10 protein-coding genes are annotated in these 12,816 nt (G+C 70.7%); all 10 read right to left on the bottom strand.

The features are described from left to right. Positions 1-41 precede the first annotated feature (41 nt). Entirely contained in the window at positions 42-767 is a 726-nt protein-coding gene (locus HZB25_13220; protein MBI5838193.1) for an HAD family hydrolase, read from the bottom strand. Next, positions 764-1,600, bottom strand: coding sequence for a purine-nucleoside phosphorylase (locus tag HZB25_13225; protein ID MBI5838194.1), 837 nt, complete (start codon positions 1,598-1,600; stop codon positions 764-766). The genes HZB25_13220 and HZB25_13225 overlap by 4 nt, the downstream gene beginning before the upstream one ends. Next, positions 1,597-2,496: an ABC transporter permease gene (locus tag HZB25_13230; GenBank protein ID MBI5838195.1), complete on the bottom strand. Its 900-nt coding sequence runs from the start codon at positions 2,494-2,496 to the stop codon at positions 1,597-1,599. The genes HZB25_13225 and HZB25_13230 overlap by 4 nt, the downstream gene beginning before the upstream one ends. A 7-nt stretch (positions 2,497-2,503) precedes the next feature. Then, positions 2,504-3,556, bottom strand: coding sequence for an ABC transporter permease (locus HZB25_13235; GenBank protein ID MBI5838196.1), 1,053 nt, complete (start codon positions 3,554-3,556; stop codon positions 2,504-2,506). Continuing rightward, entirely contained in the window at positions 3,553-5,130 is a 1,578-nt protein-coding gene (locus HZB25_13240; GenBank protein MBI5838197.1) for an ABC transporter ATP-binding protein, read from the bottom strand. Before HZB25_13240 ends, HZB25_13235 begins: the two co-directional genes overlap by 4 nt. Positions 5,131-5,143: 13 nt before the next feature. Further along, on the bottom strand, positions 5,144-5,917 hold the full coding sequence (locus HZB25_13245; protein MBI5838198.1) for a c-type cytochrome: 774 nt from the start codon (positions 5,915-5,917) through the stop codon (positions 5,144-5,146). Between the two features lie 45 nt (positions 5,918-5,962). Then, positions 5,963-6,355: a hypothetical protein gene (locus tag HZB25_13250; GenBank protein MBI5838199.1), complete on the bottom strand. Its 393-nt coding sequence runs from the start codon at positions 6,353-6,355 to the stop codon at positions 5,963-5,965. A 131-nt stretch (positions 6,356-6,486) separates the two neighbouring features. Next, the gene (locus HZB25_13255) at positions 6,487-10,005 is read right to left on the bottom strand and encodes an efflux RND transporter permease subunit (GenBank protein ID MBI5838200.1); all 3,519 of its coding nucleotides are present in this window, start codon (positions 10,003-10,005) and stop codon (positions 6,487-6,489) included. Then, a complete protein-coding gene (locus HZB25_13260) occupies positions 10,005-11,408 on the bottom strand; it encodes an efflux RND transporter periplasmic adaptor subunit (GenBank protein MBI5838201.1) in 1,404 nt (467 codons plus the stop codon). Before HZB25_13260 ends, HZB25_13255 begins: the two co-directional genes overlap by 1 nt. A gap of 2 nt (positions 11,409-11,410) precedes the next feature. After that, complete coding sequence (locus HZB25_13265) at positions 11,411-12,754, bottom strand: TolC family protein (GenBank protein ID MBI5838202.1); 1,344 nt, start codon at positions 12,752-12,754, stop codon at positions 11,411-11,413. Positions 12,755-12,816 lie beyond the last annotated feature (62 nt).

A 12,816-nucleotide genomic window follows, 5' to 3' on the forward strand; every position in this document is an offset into this window, starting at 1 on the left:
CCCGTTGCGGCTCACGCGGGCGCACCCACGTTTGCCCCGGCTCAGGCGCCTGCGATCCCCATCCTCCCGAAGATGATCGGCGGGATCTCCTCCAGGGAATCCACGGCGAAGAAGTCCCCGTGCAGCGGCGGCACGTTCTGATAGGCCCACGACTGCCCGCGCACGTGGATCGCGTGCATTCCCAGCGACAGCGTCGGATTGATGTCGGAGCGCATGCCGTCGCCCACCATGAAGGCGCGCTCGGGGACGAAGCCGCACTCGTCCAGGACGTGCCGGAACTCGCCCGGGGTCTTGCGCGGCAGCACGAACACGCGGTCGAAGTGGTGCTCCAGCCCGGAGTGCTCCAGGCGCGGGCGCTGCAGGTCCGCGTCGCCCATGGTGGCCAGCGTGAGCTTCACGTACGGCCGCAGGGTCTCCAGCACCTCCCGCGCGCCTTGGCGCACCGGCGGATAGGCCTCGTAGGTGGCCCAGCCGATCGCCACGCACTCGCGCTCCACGCCGGCGTCGTACGGCAGGCGCCCCTCGTCCACGAACGCGCGGTAGGTGAGCCCCATGGACTCCGGCCAGCGGTGCCGCCCGTAGCCCACCTGCTCGATGCGAGCCAGGTCCACGTCGTTGAGCCGCTCGCGGGTCACGTCCATGGGAATGCCCAGCTCACCCAGGCGCAAGGCCAGCTTCAGGATCGCCGCCTCGAACGTCGGACTGGTGAGCAGCAGCGTGTCGTCCATGTCGAAGATCACGCCCCAACCGAGATCGGGCCGCGTCACGGCTGCTCCCGGTCGAATGCGGCCAGGATCCCGCCCACCAGGTCGCGGAAGCGGGACGCCACGCGGTCCGCGGTCTCCATGACCTCGCGGTGGTCGAGCGGACTCGCGGATATGCCGGAACCAAAGTTGGTGATGCAGGTGATGCCCAGGACCCGCAGTCCCGCCTGCCCCGCGGCGTAGATCTCGGGCACGGTGCTCATCCCACCGGCGTCGCCGCCCAGGGCGCAGGCCATTCGCACCTCCGCCGGCGTCTCGTAGGACGGCCCGGTGAACGCCGCCAGCGCCCCCCGCCGCAGCGCGATGCCCTTCCTCCCCGCCACCCGCTCCGCGATCCGCATCAGACCCGGGTCCAGCGGCATGGACCGGGGGCTCCGGTGATCCCAACGCGGCTGGTGCAGCATCAGGTTGATCGCCCCGTCCAGGAGCACCAGGTCGCCGGGCTTGAAGCGCGGCGACACCGCGCCCGCCGCGTTGGTCACCAGAAGTCGCTCCACGCCGAGGCGCTTCAGCAGCATGGTGGCGAAGGTGACCTCCTCCATCGTGTGGCCCTCGTAGAAGTGCGCGCGGCCCTGCAGCGCCAGCACCGGTACGTCTTCGAGGCGCCCCTTCACCCACAGTCCGGCGTGACCCTGAACCCCGGGGCGCGGGTGGCCGGGAATCCCGGAGACGGGCAGGGCCACCCGTTCCGACATTCCGTCTGCCAGCGGTCCCAGGCCCGAGCCCAGCACCACCGCGTTCGCCGGCAGCGGGCCCAGGCGCTCGAGGACCACGCGGGCGGCCGCCTCGAGGCGGCCCAGGCATTCCTCGCGCTTCCGCCCCGGGTCGCCGCTCACTGTTCCTTCCGGTACGGCACGCCCACCGCCCGCGGCGGCAGGGCGCGCCCGATGAAGCCCGCCAGCACCACGATGGTCAGCACGTAGGGAATCATCTGGATGAACTGCGTGGGGATGCTCCCTCCCTGCAGCCGCAACTGCATGGTCTCCGCCAGCCCGAACAGCAGGCACGCACCGGCCCCGCCCAGGGGGTTCCACTTGCCCACGATCATCGCCGCCAGCGCGATGTAGCCGCGGCCGCCGGACATGCCGTCGGTGAAGCTGTGCTGGTCCAGCGCCAGCCACGCGCCGCCCAGCCCGCCCAGCGCCCCGGAAATCAGCACCCCGGCGATACGGGTGCCGGCCACGTTCACGCCCATGGAATCGGCCGCCTCGGGATGCTCCCCGCACGCGCGCAGCCGCAGCCCGAACGGGGTTCGGAACAGCACCCGCGAACCAACGACCACGCACACCGCCGCGAGCAGGATCAGCGGCGTGCCCAGCAGCGTGCGCAGCGGCGGCACGTCCGCCAGCCATGGCAGGCTCCATTCCGGCAGACCCTCGAAGCGCGGGGAGTTGCTGGTGCTGTCGAAGATCACCTTGAGCAGGAATTTCGTCAGCCCCGCCGACAGCAGGTTGATCGCCACGCCGCTCACGATCTGGTCCGCGCGGAACACCACGCACGCCACGGCGTGCAGCAGCGAGGTGAGGATCCCCGCGGTCATGCCCGCCAGCACCCCGAGCCACGGGGAGTGCAGGAACAGGGTGCCCACCGCGGTGGCGAACGCCGAGTTGAGCAGGATGCCCTCGAGCGCGATGTTCACCGTGCCGCCGCGCTCCGAGAACGTGCCGCCCAGGGAGGCGAACGCATAGGGCACCGAGATGCGCAGGGTCTGCGCCAGCAGCGCGCCCACCACGGCGGCGTCAAGCAGCCCCGACACGCGCTTTCCTCCTTCGCCGAACCAGGTCCTCGAACACGTTGCTGGTCACCACCACCGAGAGGATCACCACCGCCTGCAGGATCTCCAGCAGCTCCTTGGGCACCAGGGTGTTGATCACCAGCGCGCCGTGGGACAAGGCGCCGAAGAGCAGCGCGGCAGCAACCACCCCGGCGGGATGATTGCGCCCCAGCAGCGCCACCGCCAGCCCCATGAAGCCCAGCCCGTTGGAGAAGTTGGTCTCGAAGTAGTGCTTGTAGCCGAGCACGAAGTTGGTGCCCGCCAGGCCCGCCAGCGCGCCGGAAAGCGCCATCGCGCCGACGGTGGCGGCGCCTCCCCTCACGCCCGCGTACTCCGCGGCGGACGCGCTCCAGCCACCCACCCGCAGCTCGTAGCCGGCCCGGGTGCGCCACAGGAAGAACCCCACCGCCAGCGCCGCCGCGAGTGCCGCAAAGAACGTGACGTTCACCGGCGAGCCGGCCAGCGCCGGCAGCAGCCGCTCCAGCCGCCACACCCGCGCCGCGGGCGCGATCTCGGGCGTGTGCATGGACTCCGCCACCACGTAGACGTGCGCCACGAAGTAGCCGGTCAGCGCCACGGCCACGAAGTTCAGCATGATGGTGTTGATGACCTCGTGCGCGCCGAAGCGGGCCTTCAGGTAGCCCGGCACCGCGCCCCACGCCGCACCTGCGAGCGCGGCGGCCGCGAAGCACAGCGGCACCAGCACCACCGACGGCAGCCCCGGGAACGTGAACCCCGTCCACGCCGCCGCAAACGCCCCGGCGTACAACTGCCCCTCGGCACCGATGTTGAACAGCCCGGCACGGAAGCCCAGGGCGCACGCCAGCCCGGTGAAGACCAGCGGCGTGGCCTTGAACAGCACCTGGCCGATGCCGTAGGGATTGCCCAGGGTGTCCCGCACCAGCGTGCCGTAGACCAGCAGGGGGTCGCGCCCGATGGCCGCGATCAGCACCGCGCCCAGCGCGAAGGAGAATGCCAGGGCCACCAGCGGGACGGCGAAGGAGGCCCCGCGGTTCATGGCGCCACCCCCGCGTCGTCAGGTGGCGGCAGGGGGGCAGGCCCGCCCTCCGTCTCGACGCCCGTTCCGGCGCCTCCCAGCATCCACAGTCCCAGCTGCTCCTCGGTCGCCTCTTCCGCGCGCGCCTCGCCCGCCACCCGGCCCCGGTAGAGCACCAGGATGCGGTCGGCCAGGCGCATCACCTCCTGCAGGTCGGCCGAGATGAGCAGGACCGCGCGGCCCTCGTCGCGCGCCGCGAGCAGCTGCGCGTGGATGAACTCGGTGGCCCCGATGTCCACGCCGCGGGTCGGCTGCGCCGCCAGCACCAGCCGAGCCGCGCGGGTCAGCTCGCGCGCCAGCACCACCTTCTGCTGGTTGCCGCCGGAGAGGTCGCGCGCGGGGATTTCCGGGTCCGGCGGACGCACGTCGAAATCGCGCACCCGCGCGCGGGCCATGCTCGCGATCCCCGCGCGCCGCAGCAGGCCACGGGAGGAGAACTCGGGCTCCCACTGGCGCCCCAGGAGCAGGTTCTCGGCCACCGACATCTCCAGCACCAGCCCGTGCTTGTGCCGGTCCTCGGGCACATGGGCCAGGCCGGCGGCATAGCGCCGCCGCACCGGGGCGCGCGTGATGTCCGTCCCCGCGAGGCGGACGGAGCCGGAATCCGGGGCGCGCAGGCCGGTGATCGCCTCGATCAGCTCGGTCTGGCCGTTGCCTTCCACGCCCGCGAACCCCACGATTTCACCGGCGCGCACCGTGAAGCTCACGCCGCGCACCGCGGGCAGGCGGCGGGCATCCCGCACCTCCAGGTCGCGCACTTCCAGCACCGCGCCCTCGGGTGCGCCGGGACGGCGCTCCACTCCCAGCAGCACGTCCCGGCCGACCATCAGGTTGGCCAGCTCGGTCGGCGAGGTGGTAGCGGTGGCGCGCGAGCCCACCACGCGGCCGCTTCGCATCACCGTGACGCGGTCGCTCACCGCCATCACCTCGTCCAGCTTGTGCGTGATCAGCAGCGAGGTCTTGCCCTGCTCGCGCAGGCGACGCAGCACGCGGAAGAACTCCGCCACCTCGAGGGGGGTGAGCACCGCGGTGGGCTCGTCGAAGATCAGGATTTCGGCGCCGTGGGCGAGGACGCGCAGGATCTCCACCCGCTGCTGCACGCCGACCGGGAGGTCCTCCACGCGCGCGGAGGGGTCCACCTGCAGGCCGTAGCGCTGGGAGAGCTCGTGCAGCTCGCGCGAGGCCCGGCCGCGGCGCAGGCCGCCCAGCGCCCAGGTGCCCTCGCGGCCCAGCAGCACGTTGTCCGCCACGTCCATGTTCCGGACCAGCATGAAGTGCTGGTGCACCATGCCCAGCCCGTGCGAGCGCGCGTCGGCGGGCCCGCGAAATCGCACGGGTCGCCCACCCACGCGGATCTCCCCGCGATCGGGCGCATACAGGCCGTAGAGGATCTTCATCAGGGTGGATTTGCCCGCGCCGTTCTCCCCCACGATGGCGTGCACCTCGCCGCGCTCCACGGAGAGACGCACGCCGTCGTTGGCCTTCACGCGAGAGAAGGACTTGTGGATGTCGAGGAGTTCGACCGCCGCAGGCATGGGGGGGAGGATATCACGGCCGCGGCTGCGAGCGGAGCCACTGGACGTAGGTCCACAGCGCGTCGAGATCCCCGGCCTGGAGGTGGTGCCGATACGCAGGCATCTTCAGCGCGGCCCTGGCCAGGAACCAGCGCGCCAGCGCGTTGTCGCGAAATCGGTCGGGGACTCCCTCCCGGACCCACTGGTCGAACTCGGCGCGCCCGGCCACCAGCTCCGGGAAGTCGGAGCCGTCCCACGACGGGACATAACCCTTGAGGGAGCCCGGATTGGGGCGGGCGAGTCTGCCACCGGGACCGTGGCATCCGACGCAGCCCAGCTCCTGGGCCCTCCTGAGGCCCAGCGCGGCGCTGGAATCCTCCGGCTCGGGTTCCCCGGAGACGGACAGCACGAACGCCACCAGGTCGTCCAACTCCCGCGCGGAGAGCCGGCCCTTGAAGGCCGGCATCCTGAGGGCCCCACGGTCCCGCTGCGCCTGCCAGCTCCGGCTGCGCGCGCGACGGGACGTGACGCCGTTCAGAATCCACTCCCGCACGTCGGCGGGCGATTCCGCGTACATCATCAGGTCCCCGCCAAAGGTGGGCACGGTGCGGTCGGTGCGTCCCGGGTTCGCCGCGCCCCGGGAGCCCTCCGGACCGTGACACGCGAAGCAGCCGGTGCGCTCGGCGAGTCGGCGACCGCGTTCAGCGGCGGGAAGGCGGGGCCGGAGCAGGAAGAGCCCGGTGGCGCCGGCCGCAAGGCCGGCAGCCACCAGGACCGCCAACAGGACCGGGAGCGTGCGCCTCTTCATGGAGCCCTCCCGAAGCGCGGGGCGGCCGCCCGCGCTCTCGTCGGATTACTTGCCCCCGACCGCTTCGGCCGGCTTGAACGCCGTCACGTCGATCCCCTTGACTCCCGAGCGGGTCATCACGGAACCGGTGACGGAGACGGTCTTGCCCGCCATGTCCTTGATCTTGTTGTAGGGATCGGCGTCATCGTGGCTAAGGGTAAGAAGGTAGAGGACCCCCTTGTCCGTCAGCAGGCCCATGGGCATGCCACCCTGGATGCACTTCGTCGCGCATTCCACGTGTTTGGCGCCGCGTGCGGAGTGCCCGAGCCAGCAACCCATGTCCACGACCTCCCCGGTGATCGTCGTGGGGGCGTGCTTGCTCATCTGGTCCGCGCGCGCCGGCGCCCCGGCGGCCAGCACGGCAGCGGCCGCGAGGGTGAAGAGGAAAGTGCGTAGCATGAAAGTTCCTTTCTGTTCGGCCAGAGGTTGAGTGAACATTGCGGCCTCCGAATCACGACCCGCGTGATGGCGCGGCGGCGACCGGCCGGGACACCGCTCAGTGCACTCCGACCGGACCGCCGCGCCGCGCGCTACACTGCCGCCCTCCCGTTCCGCTGTTCCCGCTTGAGCTGCGCGTAGCGCCAGTACGTGTACACCACCGGGATGATCTCCAGGGTGAGGAACGCCGAGGTGAAAAGCCCGCCCACCATGGGAGCAGCCACCCGCTTCATCACGTCCGCGCCCGCGCCCTGCGACCACAGCAGCGGCACCAGGCCGATCATCATCGTCGCCACGGTCATGAGCTTGGGCCGCACGCGCTGCACCGAACCTTCCAGCGTGGCCTCCACGATGTCGTCCAGGTCGCGGATGCGGCCCTCGCGCTTGTACTTGTGATAGGAACTGTCGCAGTACACCACCATCACCACGCCCGTCTGCGCCGCGAGGCCCACCAGCGCGATGATCCCCACCCACACGGCGGTGGACAGGTTGTAGTGCAGGAAGGTCATCAGCCACACGCTGCCGATCAGCGCGAAGGGGACCGAGCACAGCACGATCAGGGCCTCGGCGAGGTTGCCGAAGTTCATGAACAACAGCAGTGTGATGATCACCAGCGTCAGCGGCACCAGGAACTTCATGCGCGCCTGCATCTGTTGCAGCAGCTCGTACTGGCCGGTCCACTTGAGGGTGTATCCCACCGGCAGCTTCACCTCCCGGGCCACGGCCTTCTTGGCGTCCTCCACGTAGCCGCCGATGTCGCGCTTCGCGGCGTCCATGTCCACGTAGACGTAGCCGGCCAGCATGCCGGCCTCGTCGCGGATCATCGGCGGGCCGGTGACGATGCGGATGTCCGCCACCTGGCCCAGCGGCACGTGCTGGCCGGCGGCGGCGTCCGGCACCCCGCCGCCGGGAACGGCGGCAGGGCCGGCGGGAGGCAGCGGGTTTCCCGCCGCCTGCCCGCCCATGGCGCCGGAGGAGGCTGCCCCCATGCCGCCGCCCGGCGAGCCCATGCCGCCACCCGGTTTCGGGTCGGGCCCCGGCCCGCTCATGGCCTGCGTGTAGAGCTCCAGGCCCACGTCCGGGATCCCGCTGGCCGCGAACAGCGTGGGCGGCGCGGTCCCCGGCATGGCGGACGGGCCCGCGCCCATGGGCGCCGAGGTCCCCCGCGAGGCGGGCATGCGCAGCGGCACCAGCACGTGGCGCAGGCGCTCGACATCCTGCCGCAGCTCGCTCGGATAGCGGACGTTGATGGTGAACCGGTTGCGCCCCTCCACTGTGACCTCGATCGGCTCTCCGCCCACCGCGGCCTCGATCACGTCCTGGACCTCCCCCACGGTCAGGCCGTAGCGCGCCAGCGCCTTGCGGTCGGGGATGATATCCAGGTAGAACCCCCCGGTGTTGCGGTCCGAGTACACGCTGCGCGTGTGCGGCACCTTCGACACCGTCCGCTCCAGGTCCATGCCGATGCGCTCGATGGTGGCCAGGTCGGGCCCGAAGATCTTCACCCCGATGGGCGTGCGGATGCCGGTCGAGAGCATGTCAATGCGGGTCTTGATGGGCATGGTCCAGGCGTTGGTCCAGCCCGGCATCTGCAGCCTGCGATTCAGCTCCTCGGTCAGTTCCTCCCAGCGGATGCGCCGTTTCTCCGGCCACAGCACGTGCAGCGCGGGCCGGGTCCACGCGGGCGCCCACTTCGAGTACCAGCGCGGCACCTCCACCATGCGCCACTGCTCGCGGGGCTTGAGCTTCACCACGGTCTCGACCATGGACAGCGGCGCCGGATCCGTGGGCGTCTCGGAGCGGCCCGACTTGCCGAACACGGTCTCCACTTCGGGGAAGCCGCGAATCAACCGGTCCTGCACCTGGAGATACTTCTTGGCCTCCTCGATGGAGATGTTGGGGAACGTGGTGGGCATGTAGAGCATGTCGCCCTCGTTGAGCGGCGGCATGAATTCGTGGCCCAGGCGCATCGTCATCGGCACGGCCGAGAGCAGCGCCGCCAGGCCGATCGCAATGGTGGTCTTCGGGTTCTTCAGCGCCACCCAGGCGAAGGGCCGGTAGATGGCGATCATGAAGCGCGAGACGGGATGGTCCTTCTCGTGCTTGATCTTGCCGCGGATCAGCAGTCCCATGAGCGCCGGGGACAACGTGATGGAGACCAGCGCCGCGAACGCCATCGCGAAGGTCTTGGTGAAGGCCAGCGGCTTGAACAGCCGCCCGGCCTGGCCGTTGAGCCCGAAGATGGGCAGGAACGCCACGGTGATGATCAGCAGCGAAAAGAAGATCGGCGGGCCCACCTCCTTGGCTGCCTCGATCAACACCTTCTGGCGGTCGGCCCCCGGCGGGGCCGTCTCCAGGTGCTTGTGCGCGTTCTCCACCAGCACGATGGCCGCGTCCACCATGGCTCCGATGGCGATCGCGATCCCTCCGAGGCTCATGATGTTGGAGTTGATGCCCAGGAAGTACATGGGTACGAACGCCAGCCCCACGGCCACCGGCAGGGACAGGACCGGGACCAGCGTGCTCCGAAAGTGCAGCAGGAATACGAAGATGATCAGGCTGACCACGATGGCTTCCTCGAGCAGCGTGTGCCGGAGGGTGTCAATGGCCCGGTCAATCAGCCCGGAGCGGTCGTAGACGATCTTGACCTCCACCCCTTCGGGCATGGAGCCCTTGACCTCACCCAGCTTCTTCTTCACCCGTTCGATCACCCGCAGCGCGTTCTCGCCGTAGCGCATCACCACCGTGCCGCCGACGACCTCGCCCTCGCCGTCCAGCTCGGCCACGCCGCGCCGGATGTCCGGGCCGAACGACACGCTGGCCACGTCGCCGATGCGGATGGGCGTACCGGTGCCGCGGTCTGCGCCCAGGGCGATCTGGCGGATGTCGTCCAGGTTCTTGATGTAGCCGCGCCCGCGCACGAAGTACTCGCGTCCGGACATCTCGATGATCCGCCCGCCCACATCCGAGTTGCTCCTGCGGATGGCCCCGGTGAGGTCTCCCAGCGAAAGGCCGTAGGCGTGCAGCTTGTTTGGTTCCACTTCCACCTGGTACTGGCGCTCGTACCCGCCCACGGATGCGACTTCCGCCACCCCGGGCACGCTGGCCAGCGCATAGCGCAGGTTGAAGTCCTGGAACGTGCGCAGCTCCGCGAGGTCGTGCCTGCCGCTCTTGTCCACCAGGGCGTACTGGAACACCCACCCCACGGAGGTGGCGTCCGGCCCCAGCACCGGGTTCACTCCCTGGGGGAGCCGGGATCGAATGCTGCCCATGTACTCCATCACGCGGCTCCGCGCCCAGTAGAGGTCGGTCCCCTCCTTGAAGATGACGTAGATGAAGCTCATCCCGAACATGGACTGTCCGCGCACCGCCTCGACCTTCGGCGCGCCCAGCAGGGCGGAGACGATGGGATACGTCACCTGGTCCTCCACCAGGTCCGGACTGCGGCCCATCCACTCGGTCCAGACGATCACCTGGGGATCCGAGAGATCCGGGATGGCGTCCAGCGGCACGCTCCTGACGGCGAAGTAGGAGCCCGCCACCACGAACGCGGTGACGATGAACACCAGCATGCGGTGGGTGGCGCAGTACTCGATGATGCGCCCGATCATCACATGCCTCCGTGATTGTGGGCAGGCGCCGGCTTGCCGCCCATGCCTTCCATGGCGGCCTTGAGGCGGCTCTCGGAGTCGATCAGGAACGAGGCGCTCGAGACCACCGTGTCGCCGGCCGCGAGTCCGCGGACGATCTGGACCTGGTCGGCGTCCCGCAGCCCCACCCACACCATGCGGGGCTCGAAATGCCCCCCGCCCCGGGCCAGGAACACGTAGCTGTGCTCGCCCGCGTTCACCACGGCCTCGCCCGGGACCACCAGCGCCGTCTCGGCCGCGCCCCGCACGGCGACATGCCCGTACATCCCGGGGCGCAGCACGCCCGTCGGATCGTCCAGCCCGATGCGCAGCTTGAGCGTGCGCGTTTCGCTCGAGACCGTCGGGTTCACCAGTTCCACGCGGCCCTCGAAGGTGCGGCCGGGCATGCCGTCCGCGGTGAACACCGCCCGGTCACCGGTGTGGACCCGCTCGAAGTCCATCTCGTACAGGTCCGCCAGGACCCACACGCGCGAGAGGTCCGCCACCGTCAGCAGGGGCGTGTCCGCTCCCACGTACTGGCCCTGCAGCACTCCGCGCTCCAGCACCGTCCCGCTCACCGGGGAGCGCAGCGTGAGGTTCATGACCGGGGTGCGCTCGCGCTCCAGCCGGAGGAGCTCCTCCCCCGGAACTCCGAGGAGCCTGAGCCGTTCCCCGGTGGCTTCCGCGGTGGCGCCGCCCGGTTCGCCGCCCCCGGTGGCGCCGCCCGCGCCGTGCTCGCCCATGCCGCCGGCCTCGTGGGCGATCAGATACTCGCGCTCGCTCTGGTACAACTCGGGGCTGTAGATGGACAGCAGCGGCTCCCCGACGCGCACCTTCTCACCCGTCCGGTTCACGAACAACTGCTGGACCCAGCCGGAGACCCGGATCTGGACCCTGCGGATGCGGCCCTCGTCGGGCGTCACGAAGCCCACCAGGTCCAGCGTCCCGCCGAAAGTCCTCCGCTCCACCCGCGCGAATCGGACCCCGATCAACTGCACCCGCTCGGGGGTCATGTGCACCGGCGTGAGCCCGGGCACGTCGCCCTCGTGCCCCATCCCGGCGTGCGCCGCGTGCTCGTCGGTGTCGGTGACCTTCTCCAGGCTCATGCCGCAGATCGGGCAGTCCCCGGGCTTGTCCGAGGTGTACGCGGGGTGCATGGGGCAGCGGTAGATCACCCTGGCCGCCTTGCCCACCTTCCCGGACGGAGCCTTCAACTCCATCCTGTACGCGATGTAGCTGGCGATGCTGACCAGGGCCAGGATGGACAGGCCCACGAACAGCATCCACCGGATGATGTTCATGAGATGGGCCCCGGGCGGCGGCTGGTGAATGGAAGTCCGCGGGGCGCCGCCCTCCTGGGGGCTCTTGCCTTCGTCCGAAGTCATGCTCACTCCTTCACGGGCGGCAGGACCACCCCGAACAAGTCCACTCTTCCGGTCAGCGCCACCAGGCGCGCCTCGGCGCGCGCGAGCGCCTGCCGGGCCCGGATCAGGGCGATCTCCTCGTTGTACAGCTCGTGACTGGCCTCGAACACCCGCCACAGGTCCGTCGCACCCGCCCGATAGGAGGCCCAGGACGCCTCCAGCGCCCGACGCTGGACCACCAGTACGGTGTCGGCGAGCAGCCGCACATTGCGCCGGGCGGCGCGAGCCTCGGAGCAGGCGACCGAAACCTGCTGCCGAAGCTCCAGTTCCGACCCCAGGCGCTCGGCGCTGCCGGCGCGGGCCATGGCGTCCATCTCCCTCGCCTCCGCGAGCTCCCGCCTCGAGGCGAACAGCGGCAGCATGATCGCCGCGGTGGCGCTGAACATGTTGTCCTGCCGCGTGCCGTCCTCCAGGGTCCGACGCCAGCTGTAGCTGCCTCGCAGCTCGATGTCCGGCCAGACCATCCGCCTCGCCGAGCGGGCCTCGTTGCGGTAGCGCGACACGGTGGCGTCCAGCTCCCGCAGGCGCGGGTGGCCCGGCGAAACCGCAGCGAGCCACACCGAGGGGTCTGTCGGCACGGCCGCCTCGGCGAAGGGCACCAGGGTGTCCACCTCGCCCTCCGGGCCGACGCCGCGCAACGCCTGCAGGCGCGCCCAGGCCGAGTGCCGTTCGGCCTCGAAATCGCTCAGGTTGACCAGCACGCGAGCCCCCTCCGCCTCGGCCCGCAACGCATCGTCCAGCCGCCCGGTGCCGGAAGCCACGCGCGCGCGGGCCGACTCGAGCAACTGGTTCATCGCCCCGCGGTGGTGCCCGGCGGTGCGGGCCAGCTCGCCGGCGTAGAAGGCGTCCGCGTAGCTCTCCCAGGCCATGCCCAGCGCCTCGAAGCGCGAGAACTCCGCGGCGGAGACCGCCGCGCTCGCGGCGTCCCGCGCCGCCTGCCGGGCGAGGCCCCGGCTGCCGAAGAGCGGGAACTTCTGCGCCAGCCCCACCATGGTCATGGTCATCGGCTCCATGTCGAAGCGGCCGTTGCTCGGAACATTCACCGCGCCGAACTCCAGCATGGGGTTGTCCCAGGCGCCGGCGCGCGACACGCGCTCGCCGGCAGCCTGGGCCATGGCCCGGCGCGCGACCAACATGGGGTTCTGCGACTGGACCTCGGCCAGCAGGCCGGGGAGGTCGAGCGCCCGGGCGGCGGTCGGCGGCAGCACGGCGCACAGCAGCAGGAAACCGGCGGCGGCGCGGCGCACCGCGAGAGCGGATGCGCCCCGATCACCCCCGGAGCGCCACGGGAATCGCCGGTATCTCATGGGAACAGCCTCCGTTCGGGGTGAGTCTGGATCGGCATATGCGCCCGCAGTCTCCTCCCAAG

Source organism: Candidatus Eisenbacteria bacterium, assembly GCA_016235265.1.
In the GTDB taxonomy this organism is placed as follows: Bacteria; Eisenbacteria; RBG-16-71-46; order RBG-16-71-46; family JACRLI01; genus JACRLI01.

Bases quoted from the DNA above. Each gene is read 5' to 3' on its own strand.
- HZB25_13260 (MBI5838201.1), bottom strand. From the start codon at position 11,408: ATGACTTCGGACGAAGGCAAGAGCCCCCAGGAGGGCGGCGCCCCGCGG.
- HZB25_13255 (MBI5838200.1), bottom strand. From the start codon at position 10,005: ATGATCGGGCGCATCATCGAGTACTGCGCCACCCACCGCATGCTGGTG.
- HZB25_13250 (MBI5838199.1), bottom strand. From the start codon at position 6,355: ATGCTACGCACTTTCCTCTTCACCCTCGCGGCCGCTGCCGTGCTGGCC.
- HZB25_13240 (MBI5838197.1), bottom strand. From the start codon at position 5,130: ATGCCTGCGGCGGTCGAACTCCTCGACATCCACAAGTCCTTCTCTCGC.
- HZB25_13235 (MBI5838196.1), bottom strand. From the start codon at position 3,556: ATGAACCGCGGGGCCTCCTTCGCCGTCCCGCTGGTGGCCCTGGCATTC.
- HZB25_13265 (MBI5838202.1), bottom strand. From the start codon at position 12,754: ATGAGATACCGGCGATTCCCGTGGCGCTCCGGGGGTGATCGGGGCGCA.
- HZB25_13245 (MBI5838198.1), bottom strand. From the start codon at position 5,917: ATGAAGAGGCGCACGCTCCCGGTCCTGTTGGCGGTCCTGGTGGCTGCC.